Here is a 21,308-nt window from a genome sequence, read left to right on the forward strand (position 1 = left end):
AACGTTTTCACTAAGCCATCCAGCAAGAGAGAGGGTGGCTTTTTTCTGACGCATGATGAAGGAGAAGAGACAATGGAAGAAAGCAAGGGATATGTGCCAGTGAAGCAGGATTTTTTTGAGCAGCCAACGATTGAGCTTGCCAAAAGCTTGCTGGGCTGCTTACTGGTAAAAGAGACGGAGGAAGGAAGAACATCAGGCTTTATTGTGGAGACAGAAGCGTATAGAGGTCCGCATGATCAAGCGGCTCATAGCTTCAGAAATCGCCGGACGAAACGAACGGAGATTATGTTCGCTGAAGCGGGTCATGTCTACACCTATGTAATGCATACCCATTGTTTAGTCAATGTCGTCAGCGAAGAGGAAGGTGTGCCAGAAGCAGTGCTTATTCGGGCGGTAGAGCCCAAAGAGGGAATAGATTTAATGAGCGAGCGCCGCAAAGGGACAGCGTTTAAAAACTTAACGAGCGGTCCGGGAAAATTAACGCAGGCGATGGGGATTACAATCGAGGATTACGGGAGGCGCTTTGTGGAACCGCCTTTGTTTATAGCGGAGGGATTTACGCCGGATGATATATCATCTGGCCCGCGAATCGGCATTGATAATGCAGGAGAAGCGAAGCATTACCCTTGGCGATTCTGGGTTGCTGGCAATCCCTTTGTTTCCAAATAAAAAACGAAGCCGCTCAGCTTCGCTTTTCTGCCCGGAGGCGGCTATGACGTTTCTGAAGAATTAATTCTTCCAGCGAGCCGGACCCAAGCAGTACGCCAGAGATGATAAACAGCAATCCGATAAAGTGGGAGGGCAAGATCGTTTCACCCAGAATTACAGCGGCGCCCATTAAGGAGAAAAACGTGCTTAAATTCATAAAGATGGATGTTTCTGCCGCTCCGATCTGACCGATGGCGTAATTATAGATCATGTGTCCAACAGCGGTTGCAAAGACAGCAGAACAAATGAAGATGAACCATGTAAGCATGGGGGCGCCGGCTAGGCTTGCCAGCCCATCAGGCTCCTTCCACAGGCTGATAAGAAATAAGATCAGCGAGCCAAAGAAGAGCATATAGCCCGTCAGCAGCCGCGGATCGAGCGTTTCCGCTGCCTTTCTAATTAAGATAAAGCTCAGGGCTTGTGCGAGGATGGATAAAAAGATATCGGCATCCCCCGCCGACAGCGCCCCCATTCCTTCGCTGCCTGCAAGCACAGTAAATCCAACCCCCACGCCGCCAAGAATGAAACCGATGAAGCGAATGAAGGTAGGCCTCCTGCGCAGCAGAACAGCAGCAAGCAGCGCTGTTAATAAGGGTCCCAGCCCCAAAATTAGGCCAGCGTTTGTGGCGGATGTTTCGGTCAGTCCTTCCGCTAAAAAATAGTGATGCGCGACTACGCTCGACAGCGCCCCACCGAAGACATACTTCCACTCACCGGCATGCGGCAACCGGATGCTGCGCGACAGTCCAAGAAACAAAAACACCGTAGCCGCCGCTGTGAAAATGCGTAAAGCGGTAATGGTTGCCGGCATAAAATGACCTACTAAAATCTTGATAAATGAGACATTGAAGCCCCAGACAATCATCGTTCCTACGAGAATTACATAGATCTTCAAGTACCTCATCGCATGCTGCCTCCCCGGTTTCCGTCCCCTTTGATTATACGATAGAAAGAGAGAAAAAGAACAGGGTGCCAAGTTTGTTTGAGAAGCACTCGTTTCTGCCACAAGTTTAGGCGGGGAGGCCGCAGCATCTGAATGCCGGCTTGGTTCGGGCCTGCACAATACAGGGGACAAAGGCCTGCCGTTTTAGTTCTTCATGTCAGCAGCAAGAGGAAGGAAGAGCCAAGAGTCATTTTATATAGAAAAAAGCCGCCTTTTCGCAGGCGGCTTTCGTCTTGTTATTCAGCGGCTTTTGCATGCAATTCCGGAGATTGAACGGCTTCAGGCTCAGCGGCTTGATGAATCGCATTAGGGTGGAATTCATTTTCCATTTTAGATACAACCACTGTAGCTACGCCGTTTCCGATCAGGTTAGTGATCGCCCGCGCTTCTGACATGAAGCGGTCTACGCCGAGAAGAAGAGCGATTCCTTCCACTGGAATCATCGGAAAAGCGGCCAGTGTAGCAGCTAGGGTGATAAAGCCGGAACCTGTTACGCCGGCTGCTCCTTTAGAGGTGAGCATCAAGATCCCCATCAGTGTCAGCTCTTGCCAAATAGTCAAATCCACACCGTAGGCTTGCGCAATAAAAATGGCGGCCATCGATAAGTAAATGGAGGTTCCATCGAGGTTGAAAGAATAGCCTGTCGGAACAACCAATCCAACAACCGGTTTAGAACAGCCGTACTTCTCCATTTTTTCCATCATCTTAGGTAGCGCGGATTCCGAAGAGGAGGTTCCGAGCACAAGTAAGATTTCATCTTTAATATAGGCGATAAATTTGAAAATATTAAACTTATAAAATTTCGCAATGCCTCCAAGAACAAGAATAATAAATAGAAACATCGTAATGTAAACGGATCCCATCAGCTTACCAAGCATTAATAGTGAACCTAGACCAAATTTGCCGATCGTGTAAGCCATGGCACCAAATGCGGCGATCGGAGACAGCTTCATAATCATATTAACGATGCCGAAGAAAACATCCACCAGTCTTTCAAAAAAGTCGACAACCGGCTTGGACCGCTCGCCCATAGCCGCCATAGATAATCCGAATAAGACGGCGAAGAACAGAATCGGAAGCAATTCACCCTTTGCCAGTGCGGCGACAATATTGTCAGGGATAATGCTCATTAAGAAACTCATGAGTCCATGATCTGATTCAGCGGCCTTTTCTGTGAATTGAGAAATGTCTCCGCCCTCCACAGCGCCTGTATTAAAGCCGACTCCAGGTTTGACGAGGTTGACAACTAGAAGGCCAATCGCTAATGAGAAGGTGGTGACAATCTCAAAGTAAATCAGGGCTTTTCCGCCAATACGGCCGACTTTTTTCATGTCTCCCATACTGCCGATGCCGATCACGACTGTCATAAAGACAATAGGAGCAATGACCATTTTGATTAATTTAATGAAGATATCTGCTAATACTTTCAGCTGTTCGCCGAAAGCAGGGAAAAGCACACCTACCATAATGCCGAGGATAATACCGATCACAACGCGAACGGTCAGGTTATTTAACGCCTTTTTCATTCTTATGTTTCCTCCTTGTCTGCGTTGATAGCGTTTTCATGTGTTGTAAATTATATTAACAGACAATTTAGAAACTTAAAATTTTAGGTTATATTGTTCTTTTTGTTCTTTTTGTTCATGAGGGATTAGCGCTGGTGTTTAATTCGATCAATCCACTTTCCGCCAACTTCGTGTTCAATTTTGCGATACAGCGGGGTAAAACGGCGCTGCCATTCTTGTTTTTCTCTCTCGGTCAGTTCATGGATTGTGATAGGTGAACGGCGGCGGATATCATTCAGCTGACGCTCATTCATATTTTTGGCTGTGTTCATATTCCATGCCGTTGTTTCTTGCAAGGCTTCTAGAATGAGGGATCTTAAATCTTTGGGTAGCCCTTCCCAAAATTTTTCATTCACAATGACGACATACCCTAAATAGCCGTGATTGGTGATCGTCAGGCTCTTTTGCACTTGATAGAGCCGCTTGGAATAGATATTAGAAACTGTATTTTCTTGACCATCTATTCGCCTGGAAGCTAAACTGCGGTATACTTCATTAAATGGGGTAACGACTGTTTGAGCTTGCAATAATTGAAATTGATTGGCGATCACTTCACCCGGCATCGTCCGAAAGGTCAGGCCTTTGAAATCTTCCGGCTTCATCAATAATTTATAGCGGCTTGTCATTTGTTTAAAGCCGTTGCTCCAGAAAGCGAGTCCCCTTATTCCTTTCTCATCAAGCATCTGCAACAATGGGTCTCTCATTGATCCGGTGAGCACCGATTGAGCGTGGGCGCTGTCGCGGAAGATAAATGGAAGATCAAGGACTTTCCATGCGGGTACGAGATCCGTTAATCTTGAGTAAGAGGGAGCAATCATTTCCACTTTGCCGTTCTTAAGCGCTTCGAGCTCCGTATCATCGTTATAGAGGATTCCATTTTGATATAATTCAACTTGAACTCGCCCTTCAGTCTTTTGATGAACGAGTTCTGCAAAACGCTGGGCTGCTAAGCCTTTCGGAGTGTTTTCTGCAACGACATGGGAGAAGCGAAGTGTTATTTTTTGATCGAGTGTTTGCTGTTCGTCATCGTAGGAAAGCGAGCCCCCGGATGTAAAAGCATCCTTCAGCAGGGGGTATGCCAGTGCGAATACGGCGGATAACAAAAGTAGAGAAACGACTTTTTTCATTGTGCATCACCGCTTTTATCATAACATGTTTAATGGCTGGAGATTTATTCATTTTTATGTCGCAATAGCCTGTACCCTATTCTTTTTAGACTTGTATCCTGATGTATCGTTTTATCGGGAAGATATGAAAATTGTATGCTTTCTTCGCTGTCACTGTTTTCACCTCTTTAATTATGTAGTATTTTAGTACAAAATATAGTTTTTGAATAGGCTGCAGGTTTTGAATATGCGCTATCCAAAAGAGTGAGTAAAATGGATTGACGAGGTCAAAGAAAAGAAAGATTCTACAACTCGCACCCAAGCAAATATTGATATCATACAATATGCACTCGAACGTTGGACAATCGGGACGGCAAGGAAGCCGTCACTTGTCCGAAGGCGGTTCATCCCCCACCTGCTTGCCCTCGCTTCTAGAGGCGGGAGTCTTTTCGCCTATTTCAGTTAAAAGTCGAAGGGAAGTGATCGGATTGAGGCGCATCTCCATTCAATGGAAGATCACAAGCTTAATCGTGTTCATTCTGGCCTTTTCTCTGTTATTGCTCGGAATCGTGCTCATTAGTCAGCTCATTCAAAAGGAAGAAGATGAGCTGAAAGAGCGGGCCATCTTAACGGCTAGAACGGTGTCAGAGCTGCCGGGGATGGTGGAGCAGCTGTCGCTGAAGGGCGAGAAAGGGCAGAGCATGAAAAAAACAATTGAAGATATCAGAGTCATTAATCAAGCGGATTATATTGTGGTGCTGAATATGGATAGGGTAAGATTGACTCATCCGATAGAGAGCCTAGTCGGCAAAGTATCCAAAGGGAAAGATGAAGCGCCAGCCTTCGCCGAGCATTCTTATACATCCAAAGCAAAAGGAGAAATCGGCGTTGTGATTCGAGCGTTTGTCCCCGTAATCAATGACCAGCATGAACAAATCGGCGTTGTCGTTAGCGGCTATAAATTACCGAGTATCGGAGAGACACTGCTGTCGCTGAAAAAAGAGATATTGCTAACATCCGCTCTGGCTTTAATCGTCGCCGGATGGGGAGCTTATTTATTAGCCAGGCATATTAAGCGGGAGATGTTCCAGCTTGAACCTCATGAAATTGCCAGGATCCTCGTGGAAAGAACGGAGACGTTTAACGCGATGCATGAAGGAATTATCGCCATTGACAGTAAAGAAAGGATCACGATTTTCAATAATCAGGCGAAGCGGATTATGGGGGTGTCTGGGGATGTGATTCATCAGCCGATTCGCCAGGTGCTGCCGGATACGTTTTTGCCTGAAATTCTTGAAAAAGAGCGTCCGGTGTATAATCGGGACTTGCATATTCAAAACCGGGCGATCGTATCCAATCGGGTGCCGATCAAAGTAAATGGAAAGACGGTTGGAGCGATTGCGATTTTCCAAGACCGGACGAAGGTGAAGCAAATGGCGGAGGAACTGACGAGTGTCAAATCGTTTGTGAACGCGCTTCGCGTACAGAATCATGAGCATATGAATAAATTACATACGATCGCTGGTCTGATCCAGCTGGGAAATAAAGAAAAGGCGCTTGAATACATTTTTCAAGTAACCGGTGAGCAAGAGGAATTGATGAACTTTCTCAGCCGAAACATTCACGATGAAAGCATATCCGGTCTTTTGCTGAGCAAGGTCAGCCGCGGCAAGGAGCTGGGCATTCAAGTGACAATTGATGGCCACAGCACGCTCAAGCAGCTTCCGCCGGCACTGGATCATCATGACTTTGTGATTGTCTTAGGAAACTTAATCGAAAATGCTTTTGATGCTTTCACTGCATCAAGCGAGGACAATCAAATTTATGTCAGCATCAGACAAACGGAGGAGGCTGTTTCTGTTCTCGTGGAAGATAACGGCTGCGGAATTCCAGAGGACAAGCAAAAGAGAATATTTGAGCATGGATATTCAACCAAATCCTCAGTGGGACGAGGAATTGGCTTGTTTTTAATCAAGCAAGTGACAGAAAAAGGGCACGGGAACATTCAAGTGGAATCGAAAGTAGGACAGGGCACAACGATTTCCATCATCTTTCCGATGTCGTGAAGGAAAAGGAGGGGAACGATGATAAAAGTAGTATTAATAGAAGATGATCCTATGGTGCAGGAAGTCAACCGCGAATTTATTAATCAAGTCAATGGTTTTGAAGTCGTAGGAGCCGCTGGGAATGGAGCAGAGGGCTTGCGGCTAGTGCGGACGCTTAAACCGGAGCTTGTTATTATTGACATTTACATGCCGCAGGTGGATGGCCTGCAGGCGATCCAGCAAATACGGACAGAGGGGCTCCGGGCGGATGTGATTGCGATTACCGCTGCAAGCGATGCCGATACGATCCGCAAAGTCATTCAGCACGGAGCCTTCGATTACATTATGAAGCCTTTTAAATTTGAAAGAATCAAACAAGCGCTGGAGAAATACCGTTCTTTCCGCAATTGCTTCAATGACAGCGGCACAATGTCTCAGAAGGAGCTTGACAGCATTTTATTTCAAAAGGAAGAGCATGCGGAAGCGGAGCTGCCCAAAGGGTTGAACGCGGTCACCTTAAAGAAGGTTATCGGATATTTATCAGGCCATGCGGAATCGGTTTCTGCAGAAGAGGTGGCTGAAGGAATCGGTATCGCCCGGGTGACCGCAAGACGCTACCTTGATTACCTGGAGAAGAGAGGAAAAGTCAAACTCGATATTCAATACGGCGGCATCGGAAGACCGATCAACCGCTATATTTATCAAAGCTAAACAGCGCCCAGTTCATGCAAGGCGCTGTTTAGCTTTGATCAATGATGTCATTCTATTTTCTTTCTGGCAAAGGAGAGCCGCACTTCTAAGCATCACGGCAAGAAACTTTGCCGGAATTCTGGCTTATTCTGCTTGAACAATCGCATAGACATGCTTGGGCCCGTGAACACCTGTGGTCATTTGCAGCTCAATATCGGCGCTCTTACTGGGACCCGTTAGGAAATGAAGTGTTGAGAAGTCTTTCTCCCGCAAGCGCGGGAAGATATCTCCCATGCGGAAGACAAGCTGTTCTTGCTTGAAGATTATGACATGAACCGGAGGAAGAAGGCTGACGGAGCGGCCTTTCTTCTCATTGTAAATTAAAACGGCGGTCCCGGTGTCTGCGATCGCAAAGTCCGCTGATGTAATGCCGATATCGGCGTGTTTAGCAATCGCAATATTGGCCTCTTTCGCGGCTTGTCCATTCCAAATATACATCTTTGTCTTTGTTTGCGCGGCTGCTTCATCTATATTCAATTTCGCCAGTTCTTCGTCATCCCAGCGAATCAGTGATTGGGCACCGTGCCGTTCGATGATCATTTTCAAAAAGTGCTGGACTTCATGCGCCTGCTTAGCTGTAAATACTTCCCCGTGAACAGCTTCCAAATTCTCCTTGTACATTCTCAGCCATTCGTCGGGGGAATCAGCAGAATCGCAGCTGCCTTCAGGAATGCCTTTAGGGTAAGGGGCAATGGCATCGGATTCGCTACGTCCAAGCCGGGTTCGAATGTTTTGTAAAAAATCAGCTTTATTCATGTGACGAACCTCCTTGATGCTTAATCGATTCCTTCCAGCGTTCGCGGAAGGATTTTTGCACTTCAGGGAATTCCCTTGATTCTGTCCAGCCTTTCATGAACGGAGTGCTTTCTTTAAAATGGCCATCTTTAATAAAGGGTTTTTGCAAGACTTGTCCGGCCTTGGTCATTTTACTGTACAAAGAAGGCGAACTGAAGGCTGTTCCGAACATTTGAAACGCCATTTTTTCCAGCGGCGATGTGTAGCCTGATTCGACATTGCGGTGGCGCAGCTTGACAAGCATGTCATGCAGCGGAATTCGAACAGGACAAGCTTCGTGGCAGGCCCCGCACAAGCTTGAAGCGTAAGATAATTCAGCCGCCTGCTTGGAATCTTGATTTAATAAAGGAGTGAGTACCGCTCCAATCGGCCCGTTATAAACGGAACCGTATGAATGACCCCCTACGTGCCGATATACCGGACATACGTTAATGCAAGCTCCGCAGCGAATGCAATTGAGAATCTCTTGGAAATCAGGGTCGCCCAGCTGGTTGGAACGGCCGTTATCTAAAATGATGACGTGCATATTTTTCGGTCCATCGGTCTCGTGGCTGCGCACAGGCTTTAAAATGGAGACGCCTGAAGAAATCTTTTGTCCGGTGCCGGCACGGGGCAGGAGGTTAATCACGACTTCAAAATCTTCCCATGTAGGGACGATCCGCTCCATGCCCATGAAGACAATATGCGTTTCCGGAAGTGTGGTTACCATGCGGGCGTTCCCTTCATTCGTCAGCAGAGAAACGGCTCCCGCCTCGGCAATGGCAAAATTGCATCCGGTAATGCCGATATCGGCTGCCAAAAATTTTTCGCGGATGGCCGCCCGGGCAAAGCCGACAAGATGCTGCAAATCCGCTTGCACCTCTTTGCCGCCTTCTTTGGAAAATAATTCTGCCACCTGTTCTTTCGTTTTATGAACGGCAGGCCCGAGAAGATGGGAAGGATGCTCCCCGGCCAATTGAATAATGTATTCTCCTAAGTCTGTTTCTACCGTTTCGACGCCGGCCTGTTCTAAGGCGCGATTTAATTTAATTTCTTCTGTCACCATGGACTTGGATTTCACCGCATATTTTCCGTTCGTTTGTTGGACGATGCGGCGTGTATGCTCTAAGGCTTCAGCCGCGTCTGTAGCAAAGTGAACGCGGCCGCCTTGTTTTTCTACATTTTCTGCGAATTGCGATAAATAATAATCTAAGTGGGCAATGGTATGGCTGCGAATGGCACTGCCGCGCTGGCGCCATTCTTCCCAATTTCCCATCTCTGCCGCCGCATTCAGTCTGCCATAGCGCAGCTTTTCTGTCGCCTTTGCCACAGCCTGGCGCGCGTGAACATCGGAAATTTCTTTTTTGACGCGTTCTTTTAGCGTTCCGCCTGCGTATAATGTCATGCTGTCACCCCCTGATCCAGTACTTGGGCAATATGCATGACCTGAATATCGGCCCCAGTCTGATTCAGGCGGCCACCGATGTTCATTAAACAACCCATATCAGAGCCAATCAGCACTTCTGGCTGAGTGGATTGAACATGCTCCGCTTTTTCTGTCACCATTTGCTTAGAGATGTCCGGCATTTTCACTGCGAATGTCCCTCCAAAGCCGCAGCAGTCTGATTTATATGGCAAATCGACCAGCTCCAAGCCTTTGACATGTTTGAGTAACGTGAATGGCTCATCCTTCACATGAAGCAGTCTCGTTGTGTGGCAGGAGGGATGAAAAGTCGCTCGTTTAGCAAAGCTGGCTCCTACATCCTCCACGCCGAGGACATGCACTAAAAACTGTGTAAATTCATACGTTTTGGCAATCAGCTCATCCGCTTTCTTGCGCCAAACGGGATCATCTTTAAATAATTCCGGATAATAATGGTGGATCATTCCTGTACAGGAACCGGAAGGCAAAACGACATATTCACTTTTTTCAAATACTTGAATTGTATGCCGCGCTACTTTTTCTGTCTCTTTCTGATAGCCGCTATTAAATGCCGGCTGTCCGCAGCATGTTTGTCCTTCAGGGAAATCCACCTTGACACCTTGGCGATTCAAGATGCGCACGACACTTTCCCCTACCTGCGGATATAGATTATCTGCCAAACAAGTAATAAATAATGAAGCGTTCATCCTTTATCTCCCATTTCTAAAATAGATTTAGTCGTTAGATTCCTTTAATGATGCGCTGTATATGCGGTTCTAAAGTTGGCTGCTTCGCTTGTGTCAAAAAGGAGATCGCAATAAATGCCGCCATGGATAAGGCAAAAGCAAAGGCTCCGTTCACGACGGTCGGAGGAAGGAGAGTCCAGCCGTACTTTGAGGCGATTTCCAAAGCGAAATTGCTGAAAATACCGATGATGATGCTTGCGACCGCCGCTTGTTTCGTCGCTTTTTCCCAGATTAATCCGAGTACGACAGAAGGGAAGATAGCAGCTGCAAATGTCCCGAATCCAAACACGCCGAGAAGTCCAACTAACGTATCCATATAAAAAGCAAATAAAGCGGAGGAGACAAGCAGGACGACAACGGCGATCCGACTCCAGAAGAGCTCCCGTTTGATCTCGATATTAAAAGCTTTCGGAAGGTCGCGGATGATGGCTCCCGCGCCAAGATTAACAAAGCTGTCGCCTGTTGACATGATCGCAGCGAGCAGTCCTGAAATTACAAGGCCGGCGATCACTGGATTCGTATAATTTAAAATGAAAGTCATTAGAGTATCATCCGGGGAAGCAATGGCCGGAAATTTTCCTTGTGAATATAGAGCTGCCGAAGCAAGTCCGATGCCGAGCACGAGAAAAATAGTGATTAAATAGGCCAACCCTGAAGTGAAAGCTCCCCATCTTAATTGTTTAACATCCTTTAGCATTAAAAATTTCGTGACAAGCTGGGGCTGTCCAGCCATTCCAAGGCTCATCATGAAAAACCAGCAAACAACGGTGATGAGAGGGAATTGCCCGGTTGGCGAAGCCATGAGCGGATCGGCTTCTTGCAAGGTCTTTGTAATATTCAGCAGACCTCCTCCGGCATCGAGCGCGTAAAAAAAGACGATGATGGAAACGGCAATCATCATCACTCCCTGTACCACGTCCGTATACACACCGGCAATCATTCCGCCGCCTACCGCGTATACAGCGAGAATAATTAATCCGATGATGGCTCCTTCCTTGACGCTAAGACCAAAGGTGAGATTCATAATGACTCCAAGGGCTTGCACCTGCGTTCCGAGGTAGCCGAGCACACCCAAAATCACCGCAATGCCCATCCAGCCTTGAGCGGCCCGGCTTTTATAACGGCTGCCAACGATGTCGCCCATTGTGTAAACTTCTTCTTTTGCTCCCAATTCCCAAATTCTCCGCCCGACTAAAAACCATGTCAGGCCAAACCCGATGGAAGCTCCGATCAAGGGCCCGATCACAAAGCCAAGCCCTTTACTGAAAGCTAACGCAGTGCCTCCCACCATTCCTACTCCGCTTTGGACTGAAGAAAAGGCTGCGATCGCCATCACAAACATTCCAAGGCTCTTTCCAGCCACATAGAAGTCACTGCTTGATTTCGTTTTCTTAGTGGCCCATAAGCCGATAACAATACAAATAATTAAATAGGCAATCAATATAGAAATAATCGTTACATTCATTGTTTGGTCCCCTTGCTTTAAGATGTTTTGGCATAGCGGCCGGCAGAAGCTTGCGCCTTTTGAGCCTCTATCCGGCCTTGTTTATGATGACTCCATGCATAAAAAAGGGGTATAACCAGAATCATGGAAGCAACACCATATAGAAAAACTGCTGATGTGGGCACAAGTCCCATGACATAGACCCGGCTGTCGCCTCCAGCCATCTTCTCTCCGACGCCTAGCAGGTCTGCTAAAGCGAACAGCAGGAAGAAGAGAGAGGATGAGGCGATTGGAAAAAACAAAAAAGATTTATTTTTCTGAATATAACGGCCGAGACCAATAGTTAGAATAAGTCCAATTACCAAAATATAAGAATAAATAATCACTCGCCAAGAATGGAGGATCATGCCCGCTCCCAATGTGCTTAAGCAAACTAAGATGAGCGCCATCCCTTTACTTTGCTGATCCAAAAGAATCGCTCCTTTCATCATTTTTGAATGTATTATGAAGTATAGAATATTCAGAAAAAAATAGATATATACAAAAGAGACGAATAGATTATTAATCCTTTGTCTCTTTTGTACAAAATTAAATGGAAGACAAATACTCATTCATATAAATGGCCAATTGCAGTTCAAACATTTTCTTCCCGTCAATGTCTGCAATATTCAGCAGTTTTTTTGCCGTTTGCAGCCGGTATTTAATCGTATTTAAATGAACAAAACTCATTCGAGCTGTCTTGGTGGCGCTTTGATTACATTCCATAAATACTTTCAGTGTATGGACAAGCTCTGTGCCGTATTGGCGATCATGTGCCAAAAGCGGGCCGAGCGTTTCTTCTATATAGTATCTAAGCTCCCTCGGGTCATGTACGAGAAAAAGCCGGTATAGCCCGAGTTGCTTGTAATTCATAATCGAGCGTTTTCCTTTGTATACTTGCAAGTATTCCACACAGCTTTTGGCATCGATTGATGATTTCTCAATATGATCTAAAGAAGAAAACGGGCTGCCGATTCCCGCATAAAAATCCATTAGCTCACGTTCCGTTGATTCTTGTAAAAGCTCTTGAAGAAAGGCTTCAATGTCTTGCTGTAAATCATCTTCCGGCACATTTTTATCGGCAATAAACAGAAGATGAATGTCGAAATTCTTCTCCAGCACGAGCAATTTGTAAGGGGATAAATGGATTTTGCGGTACAGCAAACGGCTGAAGGGCTGCTTCTTTGATGACAGCCGCGCGAAGCTTGTTACAGGATCAATCAGATGAATAAATACGGAAGTGAAATAGTGGCCGTCTGTTAAGCCGACTTTTTGCCATTGCTTAGGAGAAATTTCGGATGTCCGCTGCTGCAGCAGCTTTTCCAGCAGGTAGCCTTCATATTTGAATAATTCTGACATATGGCGTTCTTGATTCGTCATTTCTAAGGCAAAGATCATATTCGCCTGTTCCACAGCAAATAAATCGAGGGGATCCAATTCGTTTCCGTCATCTGAAAACACGGTCAATAACCCGATTGGTGAACTGTCTGCCCTGATAGGGAAGAAATAGACCTCGTGTTTCTTGCGGTTGAGGGGAAGCTGCTGCTGACTGACAGCCCTATTGGCCATCATTTTCTGCAAAACGTCAGGGAATCGGGCGGATAGTTCATCGGCGTACCGTTTCGCTGCGCTGGAGCTAAAAGAAATTAAGTCGAAAAACTCATCAAAAATGCACACTTTTTTATGGATCAAATTGGACAATGTCACGGTAATATCTGAAAGCCCCTTACCTGAAAGAGTTACTCGCGAAAGCTTTTCCATAATATTTTGCGAGCGCTGTGTTTGTGAAAACAGCCTCGCATTTTCTAGAGCTATGGCAGCTTGGCGAGCGAAGGCTTCCAGCAGTCTTAAGTCCTTATGTTCAAATTGAACGTCTTCGTTAAAGCTGACAATGGTCAGGATTCCAAGGCATTCTCCGGTATTGGTCAAAAGTGGAGCGCAAATAGCACTAGCTGGATATTTGAGCATACCTAGCGACCTTTTATAGTAATCGACATGATCATCGTCTAAATTCAGCATGTTGGCTTCTGTATCCTTCGGTGAATTGAAAATCCGCGCTTTTTGGGAAGTGAAGGTTTTGCCGGTCATCGCTTCGTCCGCTGATAGCTGGATTTTTCTTAAATACGTCATGTCATAGCCAATCGCATTCTCAGCAATCAGTTTATTGAGCTTGGGATCATATTTAAAAAACACACCGGCATCTGCTCCATCAATGACAAGGAGCACTTCTTTAATGAGCTGGTCTAATACTTTATTTAAATCCAATGTGGATGTGAGCACTTGCGCCGCATTAATAAGGCTGAGCAATTGCTTATCAGAGTTCATAGCGATTTTCCTCCAAATTGCTTTTCCACTCATTATACAAGAAGAAAAGCCTGCCGGGGAGAGGCAGGCTTAACCGGGAAATTTTTCTTCGCTGGAAGAGCTGTCCTTCGTGCCATGTTTATCTTCTTCTTCTTTCTCTTCCATTTTCAAGTCTTCAAGCGGGATCGAGTCGACTGTTTGCTCGCTTTGAAATTTATCATACAGGCTTTCTTTTTCTGATTTGTTTTGTTCAGGGTTGTCCATTTTTCCTTTTTGCAAAGGGTTTTTCTTTTGTGAAGTCACCTTAACACCTCCATGGCTTTTCTATCACTCTACCTCAATTTCCTTTAAATAAACGTGCAGTTCTCTGTTTATTGAGCCGGAACGCGGGAAACAAAAAAGAGAAACAAGTTTTAAATAAGGAGGAGATAGCAGATGAGAAATGAAAGTGAAAAGCATATAGTTGGGGTTTACGATGATCATACAGAGGCAATTGCAGCGATTGAGGATTTAAAGCGTCAAGGATACCGGTCAGATGAAATATCCATTATCAGCAAAGATCAGCGAGAGGTGGAAGACGTCGAAGAAAGCACAGATACAGAAGTGGAAGAAGGAGCAGCCACCGGAGCGGCTACCGGCGGCGTGCTGGGCGGACTAGCCGGTATTGCCGCTGGCGCTGGCGCCTTGGCTATCCCGGGAATCGGACCGGTCGTGGCTGCGGGTCCGATCGTTGCAGGCTTAACCGGAGCGGCAGCCGGAGCCGGAGCAGGCGGATTAACGGGCGCTTTAATCGGCATGGGAATACCGGAGGAGGATGCTCAAAGATATAATAAAGAGGTTAAAGCCGGGAAAATGATCGTATTGGTTGATCGCCGTTAATCATCGGACCAAACGTTGAGAAACCTATTCACTTTAGAATCATTGAGCAAGGAAATAGCAGAGCAGCTGCTCTGCTATTTCCTTTATTTATTTGAGTAAAGTGAAACTTCTTTTCAGCGGGAGACTTTCTTTCCTTCCCCGCTGAAAAGAAGAACTGAGACTGCCGCCTGCAGCGCCCAGGCCCAAACGAATCGGGGATTAAGGTGCACTTAGAGACTTTTAGTTTTTCCTCTATTGTTTGAAAGGAGCGTTTCAGGAATCTTATATGCGGGATAAACGGCGCCAGTCATTCCGAAACTTTTTTCATAAAGATAAACTCTCCTTTCTCAAGCAAGTGTTGGAATTCTTTAGCAGGAAGGGGCTTGCTGATATAATAGCCCTGTATATGCTGGCAGGGGTGTTGCTGCAAAAAGGCTACTTGCTCACGGGTTTCCACGCCTTCAGCAATCAGGCCAAGGCCTAAATGATGTCCCATTGAAATAATCGTCTCCACAATCGCTTCACTGCTAGCTTCAACAAATAAGTTGCGAATGAAGGATTGATCAATTTTTAAACGGTCAACAGGAAAGCGATGCAAATAACTGAGGGAACTGTAGCCTGTGCCGAAGTCATCGACAGCAATTTGCACCCCTAGGCCCTTTAATTTCTTTAATGTTTTTAGCGCCCGGTCCATGTTGAGTGTCATGCTTTCCGTGATTTCCAGCTCAAAATAATGAGGATCTATACGCCATGTTTGCAGGGCGTTCGCCACGATGTCGACTAAATCCTCTTGAAAGAATTGTCTTAACGAGAGGTTCACTGAAATGCGAATGGCAGGGAGCCCTTCGTCGATCCAGCTTCGCAGCTGGCGGCATGCTTCTTCAATGACCCATTTTCCAATTGGGACAATCAAACCGGTGTCCTCGGCAATCGGAATAAAGGTTCCTGGCGAAATGATGCCTTTATCTGGATGATTCCAACGGATCAGCGCTTCTGCCCCGATCAATTTCCCCGTCTGCAGATTGATTTGTGGCTGGTAATGAAGAGAAAGCTGTGTGCGCTCAATCGCTCGGTGCAGATCGTTTTCCAGCATTAGCAATTCATAAGCCTCCCGATCCATATCCGGATGATAGACCAGAATCTTCGCGTTTTGCTTGCGGGTTTCGCTGATCGCCATTGCGGCTTGCTTTAATAGCTGCTCTGTGTCTTTTGCTTTTGAAGAACAGGAGATGCCCGCAGAAGCGGAAATTCGAAATTTTATTCCCTTGGCGATCATCGGTTTTTTAATGAGCGCCACTGCTTCTTTGGCTAATTCCTTCAATGTGTCGCCATCCGATATATCGCTTAATAAACCAAACTCATCGCCGTTCAGCCGGGCTACCGTCAATTGATGTTCCTCTGCAAATCGCTGCAGGCGCGTGGCGATATTTTTTAAAAATAAATCGCCTATCGAACTGCCCAACGATTCATTTACCAGTTTAAAACGGTTTAAATTAAAGGCGATGAGCCCTAAAGATTTTCCGGATACTGGCGCTTCCTCCAGCTTTTCTGCGATGATTTTTTTGAAGTAAATGCGATTGGGCAGCCCGGTCAGCTGATCGTAGTAAGCTAAGTAATTAATGCGTTTCTGGGCTTCTGTTTGTTCTGTAATGTCCGTTAAGGAATTAATGACTTGCATTTTTTGGCTGTCTTCATCATAAATCGGTGCAGAGTTCACAGACAATATCCGCTCACGGCCGTCCGCTTGATTGATTTTGCAAATGACATCGTATACGGGCTTTCCTGTTTCTTTCAATTGAATAAAGGTATGCCTATCCAGAGGGATATGAGAACCATCTAAGAAAGGTAATGGCTGGTTATCCTTTGTGACATTTGGATCCGCCGCTGCCGTTTGCGAGAGTCCGAGCAAGCTTCCGGCCGCTTTATTAATGAAAAGCGGTTTGCCGGTATCATCGGTAATGGCGATGCCGTTTGGCACAGTGTTCACAATCGTCTTCAGCTGCTTCTCGCTTTCTTTAATTGCTTTTTGCATGCCGTTTTGCTCTAGGTAGGGCCTTTCAATTGTGACCGCATAGAGGTATTTTAAGAAGCAGCCGTAGCTGATTACTTTAAATAGATGTCCGAGCAAACTGTTGAGATCGTAGGCGTTTTTATACAAAGTAAAGATCCACTCGCTGTACAGACCGAATCCAAGAGCAAGCAGCAGCGGCAGCAAATCTTTATTGCGCGTCGTTTTATAATTTTTCATAACAATTAAGGCTGCGCCAAAAAGCAGAAAGCTAATCCCGTACTCCATTCCCTTTTTTAATGCTGTCGGCCCATTGTCATCTGTGGCTAGCAGCGGCAGATGATCCGAATAGAAGAGAATGATAAAGCTGATGGTCATGCTATAGATAATAGAAAGCAGGAATACACGGTTGCGAAATGTTTTGCTGATTTTTCTATCTTTTCTGGACAGGATCAAAAGAAGGGATGTGGCCAATGTGATTCTCGCCGCTATCCAAAAGCAAGTCGACTTTTGAACTGAAGCTTCAGACCAAAAGTCAGGCATTCCTTGGTAGGAGAGTGTATGAAAAACATCAAATATACCGATGGCAAAAAATAAAGCGGCTATAAATAAGCGGTGCTGCGATAGCGTGTGAGGGAAGATAAACCAGCCTTGCATCGCGATGGAAAGAGCCACCGAAACACTTAACAGTTCAAGAATGGTATGAAACAAAAGGAAATTCGATGAATTGAAATCATTCATAAATAATAAAGGAGAGCTGTGCAAACCTATAATTACTAATAAACCGATTAGAAATATTGCTAAAGTACGAGCTTCCAGTTTTCGGGTCATTATGCTATCTCCTATACTCAGATTTCAACCTGTAAACGGTATATAATTCTTATTTTAAAATAGTACAAAAGGATCAATTTGTCAATGAGTGTAAAATTATGTCGCAGCTCCATTAAAATGTAACAAAATTCTTCAAAAAGTGATGTTTGTTCCTTTGTTCAGCCGGGTTACACTCGAAAAGGGGAGGATAGCGCTTGCGCTTTTGGGCTGGGGATTGCGAAAACGGTGATAATTCCACATAATAAAAAGATAGACAGATGAAAGGAAGCTAATATGACGACTCAATTTACAGCATTACAGACGATGAAACCATTTTTGCAAGAAGCTTGGGAAAAAGCGGGATTTCAACAACCGACCCCCATTCAAGAAAAGGCGGTGCCTGCGATTTTAAGCGGGTATGACGTGATTGCTGAATCACCGACCGGAACAGGAAAGACACTGGCTTATTTGCTGCCGGTGCTAGAGAAAATAGAACCTGCCAAGAAAGCCGTTCAAACGGTGATTCTGGCATCCTCCAGAGAGCTGGTCATGCAGATTTCTGATGAAATTCGCAAATGGGGCGGAGGCATTTCCAGTGCAGCTTTTATTGGAGGAGCCAATATTAAGCGCCAGGTGGAAAAGTTAAAAAAACAGCCGCAAGTGGTCGCGGGAACACCGGGCAGAATACAAGAACTCATTCAAATGAAGAAGCTGAAAATGCATGAAGTGAAAATGATTGTGCTGGATGAAGGGGATCAATTACTGGTTCCGGAGCATTTAAAAAGCTTGGAGCACATCATTAAATCCACGCTGAAGGAGCGCCAGCTGGTCCTATTTTCTGCTACGATGCCCGCTAAAGCAGAAACGGCGGCGAAAGAATGGATGAAGGATGCCCAAGTAATCAAAGTGAAACAAAGTGAAATGCCAGATCCTAAGGTGGAACATCTTTATTTTACTTGTGACAGGCGGGAAAAGAACGTGATGGTGGAGAGAATTATGCGCGGCTTTGAGCCGGAGCGCGTGCTTTCGTTTGTCAATGATATTGGGGATGTCAACGCCTTTTCCGCTAAGCTTGACTATAAAGGATTCCGCAACGGCATACTGCACAGTGAAGTAAATAAACAGGAAAGAGCGAGCGCCTTAAAGCAGTTCCGTGAAGGTAAGCTGTCTTTGCTGTTTGCAACAGATATCGCTGCCCGCGGCTTGGATATCAAAGGGCTGACACATGTGCTGAACTTTGATTTGCCCAAAACGTCTGCGCAATATATCCATCGGGCTGGAAGAACCGGCCGATCAGGAGAAGAAGGAACCGTGATTTCGCTAGTTACCGAAAGGGAGGAAAGGGAACTGAAGCGAATCGCCAAAGAGCTGGGCATTACGTTGAAGAAAAAACGGTTTTACAAAGGGCAGCCTGTGGATGAAAGGAAGGGGAAATAAGCCCGTCCCAGACAGAAAAGAGCGTCTTCCTGCCATGAGGAGACGCTCTTATTCGTTTATTCGCTGCTAAAGAGGAACTCCATCTCTAAGCGATTGCTGGCTTCGCCGTTCACAATCGTTCCCTGCTGCAGCAAAATAGGTTCCCGGAATAGAGGGCCGTCATAAACAAATGTATGAAATTCGCCATGTTCCCCCATTGGGCAAATGGTTTTCAGCTGAATTTGCTGATAGAAGCTTTCATCCAGCTCTTTGCCCAGCCAGCTGTTGTCGAGCGCGTCTCGGCGAACGCGAATGATCTTCGCTTTGTAGCCGGAATCAATGAAGGACTTCAGCAAATGCAGGCTGTCGCTTTCTTTCGCCCATAACGGGTACAAAGCGGATAATGACACGGAAGCAGCGACTTGCTCTCCCCATTGGCGGTGGCCGTCCAAATAAATATCCCCAAAGGCAATTCCATCAAGCTTCAGTTCTTCCTTCAGTTTTGCCAGCTCCTTTATGAATGTATCCGTATAGCTGTCAAGTGTGCAATGAATGAAGTGAAGCGGAAGGGAAAGCGCCTGAGATTGACGCTCAATCATCTCCATTTTTTCACCATGGCCGAATGTCCGCCCGAGCTCTTCGGGGACTGTCGTGATGAGGCAGGCTACTTCATAGCCTTGCTTGACTAATTGATCCAAAGCAAGGCAGCTGTCCTTGCCGCCGCTCCATGATAGGGCAATTCTATTGTTCATATTCTCGCTCCTTTTAAAATAATTTGGTGGTCCAAGATTCACAATTCCATATTTCTGTGGCGACATCCTGATAAAATTCTGGCTCATGGGAGATAAGGAGGATGCTGCCCTTATAGGTTTGCAATGCCCGTTTTAATTCGGCTTTGGCCTCGGCATCTAAATGATTGGTCGGCTCGTCAAGCACTAAGAGATTGGATTCCATGTTGATCAGTTTACAAAGCCTTACTTTTGCTTTTTCTCCGCCGCTCAGCACGCTGATTTTACTTTCAATATGCTTGGTTGTTAACCCGCACTTGGCTAAAGCTGCCCGCACTTCATATTGCGTCAAAGCAGGAAAATCGGACCACATTTCTTCAATACAAGTATTGGAGCCGGAGGATTTCATTTCTTGCTCGAAATAACCGATTTCTAAATGCTCTCCCCGCTCCACTATTCCTGACAACGGTGTAATTTCACCGAGAATACTGCGCAATAGAGTCGTTTTGCCAATCCCGTTCGCTCCTGTCAGCGCGATTTTTTGGCCGCGTTCCATTCGCAGATTTAACGGTTTTGAGAGCGGATCAGTATAGCCGATCACAAGCTCACTCGTTTCAAAAATGACCTTGCCGGATGTGCGTCCCTCTTTAAAATGGAATTCTGGCTTTGGCCGTTCGGTTGCCATTTCAATCATTTCCATTTTATCAAGCTTCTTCTGGCGCGACATCGCCATATTTCGTGTAGAGACTCTCGCCTTATTGCGGGCGACAAAATCTTTTAAATCGGCGATTTCCTGCTGCTGCTTCTTATAAGCGGCTTTTAGCTGCTGCTTCTTCATATCATATACTTTAAGAAAATCATCGTATGAACCGGCATAGCGGTTTAATTCCTGGTTTTCCATATGATAAATGATGTTAATTACACTGTTTAAGAAGGGGATATCATGCGAGATTAATATAAATGCATTTTCATATTCTTGGAGATAGCGTTTCAGCCATTCAATATGCTGTTCATCCAAATAATTGGTCGGCTCATCCAGCAATAAGATATCGGGTTTTTCCAGCAGCAGCTTAGCGAGCAGCACCTTCGTCCGCTGGCCGCCGCTCAAATCTTGAACATCGCGATCGAGCCCGATTTCATCAAGTCCGAGACCGCGGGCAATTTCTTCGACTTTAGCATCGATCATATAGAAATCATTATTGGTCAAAAGATCTTGAAGTGTGCCTGTTTCTTCAAGTAATTTCTCCAGTTCTTCCGCAGATGAATCGCCCATTCGGTTAAATAGCTCATTCATTTCAGCTTCCAAATGATATAAGTATTGAAAGGCGGTTTTGAGCACATCACGAATGGATGAGCCGCGAGCTAACACCGCGTGCTGGTCCAGGTAGCCGACCCGGACGTTTTTCGACCAGCTGATGGTTCCTTCATCCGGCTGCAGCTGTCCGGTTATGATGTTCATAAAGGTGGATTTTCCTTCTCCATTCGCGCCAACTAAGCCGATATGCTCGCCTTTTAGCAAGCGGAAAGAAACATTATCAAAAATGGCCCGGTCACCAAAGCCATGGCTCAATTGATTCACAGTTAAAATACTCATTCGAATATCCTCTCATTCGTCTATTTGTTTTCTCTATCTTACTATAG

General features: G+C 45.8%; 18 protein-coding genes. 5 read left to right on the forward strand and 13 right to left on the reverse strand.

Annotated features, from left to right (window positions below; translation table 11 throughout):
- Positions 1-72 precede the first annotated feature (72 nt).
- Positions 73-669 carry a DNA-3-methyladenine glycosylase gene (locus tag CEF20_RS02210; RefSeq protein WP_100330295.1) on the forward strand — a complete coding sequence of 199 codons (597 nt, stop codon included), beginning with the start codon at positions 73-75 and terminating at the stop codon, positions 667-669.
- Between the two features lie 13 nt (positions 670-682).
- On the opposite strand, the gene CEF20_RS02215 is transcribed toward CEF20_RS02210, so the two are convergent.
- The 3 genes from CEF20_RS02215 to CEF20_RS02225 all read right to left on the reverse strand — a co-directional run bounded on the left by CEF20_RS02215 (position 683) and on the right by CEF20_RS02225 (position 4,343).
- A complete protein-coding gene (locus CEF20_RS02215) occupies positions 683-1,612 on the reverse strand; it encodes a DMT family transporter (protein ID WP_100330296.1) in 930 nt (309 codons plus the stop codon).
- Between the two features lie 275 nt (positions 1,613-1,887).
- Positions 1,888-3,177: a dicarboxylate/amino acid:cation symporter gene (locus CEF20_RS02220; protein WP_100330297.1), complete on the reverse strand. Its 1,290-nt coding sequence runs from the start codon at positions 3,175-3,177 to the stop codon at positions 1,888-1,890.
- 125 nt (positions 3,178-3,302) lie between these two features.
- Complete coding sequence (locus CEF20_RS02225; RefSeq protein WP_100330298.1) at positions 3,303-4,343, reverse strand: DctP family TRAP transporter solute-binding subunit; 1,041 nt, start codon at positions 4,341-4,343, stop codon at positions 3,303-3,305.
- 467 nt (positions 4,344-4,810) lie between these two features.
- Between CEF20_RS02225 and CEF20_RS02230 the strand changes: the two genes are divergently transcribed.
- Both CEF20_RS02230 and CEF20_RS02235 read left to right on the forward strand, forming a co-directional pair.
- Entirely contained in the window at positions 4,811-6,388 is a 1,578-nt protein-coding gene (locus tag CEF20_RS02230) for an ATP-binding protein (RefSeq protein ID WP_100330299.1), read from the forward strand.
- An 18-nt stretch (positions 6,389-6,406) separates the two neighbouring features.
- Positions 6,407-7,078, forward strand: a complete 672-nt coding sequence (locus CEF20_RS02235; RefSeq protein WP_100330300.1) for a response regulator — start codon at positions 6,407-6,409, stop codon at positions 7,076-7,078.
- Positions 7,079-7,201: 123 nt separating this feature from the next.
- Here CEF20_RS02235 and CEF20_RS02240 read toward each other — a convergent pair whose 3' ends face one another.
- From CEF20_RS02240 to CEF20_RS02270, 7 genes are all read right to left on the reverse strand, one after another.
- Entirely contained in the window at positions 7,202-7,873 is a 672-nt protein-coding gene (locus CEF20_RS02240; protein ID WP_100330301.1) for a LutC/YkgG family protein, read from the reverse strand.
- On the reverse strand, positions 7,866-9,296 hold the full coding sequence (locus CEF20_RS02245; RefSeq protein WP_100330302.1) for a LutB/LldF family L-lactate oxidation iron-sulfur protein: 1,431 nt from the start codon (positions 9,294-9,296) through the stop codon (positions 7,866-7,868). The genes CEF20_RS02240 and CEF20_RS02245 overlap by 8 nt, the downstream gene beginning before the upstream one ends.
- Positions 9,293-10,021: a (Fe-S)-binding protein gene (locus CEF20_RS02250; RefSeq protein WP_100330303.1), complete on the reverse strand. Its 729-nt coding sequence runs from the start codon at positions 10,019-10,021 to the stop codon at positions 9,293-9,295. Before CEF20_RS02250 ends, CEF20_RS02245 begins: the two co-directional genes overlap by 4 nt.
- Positions 10,022-10,055: 34 nt before the next feature.
- Positions 10,056-11,525 carry a sodium:solute symporter family protein gene (locus tag CEF20_RS02255; protein WP_100330304.1) on the reverse strand — a complete coding sequence of 490 codons (1,470 nt, stop codon included), beginning with the start codon at positions 11,523-11,525 and terminating at the stop codon, positions 10,056-10,058.
- 17 nt (positions 11,526-11,542) lie between these two features.
- A complete protein-coding gene (locus CEF20_RS02260) occupies positions 11,543-11,974 on the reverse strand; it encodes a hypothetical protein (RefSeq protein ID WP_100330305.1) in 432 nt (143 codons plus the stop codon).
- A gap of 118 nt (positions 11,975-12,092) precedes the next feature.
- A complete protein-coding gene (locus tag CEF20_RS02265) occupies positions 12,093-13,868 on the reverse strand; it encodes a GAF domain-containing protein (RefSeq protein ID WP_198508457.1) in 1,776 nt (591 codons plus the stop codon).
- A gap of 69 nt (positions 13,869-13,937) precedes the next feature.
- Complete coding sequence (locus tag CEF20_RS02270) at positions 13,938-14,150, reverse strand: hypothetical protein (protein ID WP_100330307.1); 213 nt, start codon at positions 14,148-14,150, stop codon at positions 13,938-13,940.
- A 132-nt stretch (positions 14,151-14,282) separates the two neighbouring features.
- Between CEF20_RS02270 and CEF20_RS02275 the strand changes: the two genes are divergently transcribed.
- Positions 14,283-14,726: a general stress protein gene (locus CEF20_RS02275; protein ID WP_100330308.1), complete on the forward strand. Its 444-nt coding sequence runs from the start codon at positions 14,283-14,285 to the stop codon at positions 14,724-14,726.
- Between the two features lie 286 nt (positions 14,727-15,012).
- Here CEF20_RS02275 and CEF20_RS02280 read toward each other — a convergent pair whose 3' ends face one another.
- On the reverse strand, positions 15,013-17,544 hold the full coding sequence (locus tag CEF20_RS02280; RefSeq protein WP_100330309.1) for a bifunctional diguanylate cyclase/phosphodiesterase: 2,532 nt from the start codon (positions 17,542-17,544) through the stop codon (positions 15,013-15,015).
- A 273-nt stretch (positions 17,545-17,817) separates the two neighbouring features.
- On the opposite strand from CEF20_RS02280, the gene CEF20_RS02285 reads away from it, so the two are divergent.
- Positions 17,818-18,960, forward strand: coding sequence for a DEAD/DEAH box helicase (locus CEF20_RS02285; RefSeq protein WP_100330310.1), 1,143 nt, complete (start codon positions 17,818-17,820; stop codon positions 18,958-18,960).
- A 56-nt stretch (positions 18,961-19,016) separates the two neighbouring features.
- Here the strand turns inward: CEF20_RS02285 and CEF20_RS02290 are convergent, their stop codons facing one another.
- On the reverse strand, positions 19,017-19,691 hold the full coding sequence (locus tag CEF20_RS02290; protein WP_100330311.1) for a Dph6-related ATP pyrophosphatase: 675 nt from the start codon (positions 19,689-19,691) through the stop codon (positions 19,017-19,019).
- 13 nt (positions 19,692-19,704) lie between these two features.
- Complete coding sequence (locus CEF20_RS02295; RefSeq protein ID WP_100330312.1) at positions 19,705-21,261, reverse strand: ABC-F family ATP-binding cassette domain-containing protein; 1,557 nt, start codon at positions 21,259-21,261, stop codon at positions 19,705-19,707.
- Positions 21,262-21,308 lie beyond the last annotated feature (47 nt).

The organism is Bacillus xiapuensis (assembly GCF_002797355.1).
GTDB classification, from domain to species: Bacteria; Bacillota; Bacilli; order Bacillales; family Domibacillaceae; genus Bacillus_CE; species Bacillus_CE xiapuensis.

What these genes read in the sequence shown, in the direction of transcription:
- CEF20_RS02255 (WP_100330304.1), bottom strand. Translation starts at nt 11,525, where the DNA reads ATGAATGTAACGATTATTTCTATATTGATTGCCTATTTAATTATTTGT.
- CEF20_RS02250 (WP_100330303.1), bottom strand. Translation starts at nt 10,021, where the DNA reads ATGAACGCTTCATTATTTATTACTTGTTTGGCAGATAATCTATATCCG.
- CEF20_RS02225 (WP_100330298.1), bottom strand. Translation starts at nt 4,343, where the DNA reads ATGAAAAAAGTCGTTTCTCTACTTTTGTTATCCGCCGTATTCGCACTG.
- CEF20_RS02240 (WP_100330301.1), bottom strand. Translation starts at nt 7,873, where the DNA reads ATGAATAAAGCTGATTTTTTACAAAACATTCGAACCCGGCTTGGACGT.
- CEF20_RS02280 (WP_100330309.1), bottom strand. Translation starts at nt 17,544, where the DNA reads ATGACCCGAAAACTGGAAGCTCGTACTTTAGCAATATTTCTAATCGGT.
- CEF20_RS02295 (WP_100330312.1), bottom strand. Translation starts at nt 21,261, where the DNA reads ATGAGTATTTTAACTGTGAATCAATTGAGCCATGGCTTTGGTGACCGG.
- CEF20_RS02245 (WP_100330302.1), bottom strand. Translation starts at nt 9,296, where the DNA reads ATGACATTATACGCAGGCGGAACGCTAAAAGAACGCGTCAAAAAAGAA.
- CEF20_RS02290 (WP_100330311.1), bottom strand. Translation starts at nt 19,691, where the DNA reads ATGAACAATAGAATTGCCCTATCATGGAGCGGCGGCAAGGACAGCTGC.
- CEF20_RS02215 (WP_100330296.1), bottom strand. Translation starts at nt 1,612, where the DNA reads ATGAGGTACTTGAAGATCTATGTAATTCTCGTAGGAACGATGATTGTC.
- CEF20_RS02220 (WP_100330297.1), bottom strand. Translation starts at nt 3,177, where the DNA reads ATGAAAAAGGCGTTAAATAACCTGACCGTTCGCGTTGTGATCGGTATT.
- CEF20_RS02265 (WP_198508457.1), bottom strand. Translation starts at nt 13,868, where the DNA reads ATGAACTCTGATAAGCAATTGCTCAGCCTTATTAATGCGGCGCAAGTG.
- CEF20_RS02285 (WP_100330310.1), top strand. Translation starts at nt 17,818, where the DNA reads ATGACGACTCAATTTACAGCATTACAGACGATGAAACCATTTTTGCAA.
- CEF20_RS02275 (WP_100330308.1), top strand. Translation starts at nt 14,283, where the DNA reads ATGAGAAATGAAAGTGAAAAGCATATAGTTGGGGTTTACGATGATCAT.
- CEF20_RS02210 (WP_100330295.1), top strand. Translation starts at nt 73, where the DNA reads ATGGAAGAAAGCAAGGGATATGTGCCAGTGAAGCAGGATTTTTTTGAG.
- CEF20_RS02235 (WP_100330300.1), top strand. Translation starts at nt 6,407, where the DNA reads ATGATAAAAGTAGTATTAATAGAAGATGATCCTATGGTGCAGGAAGTC.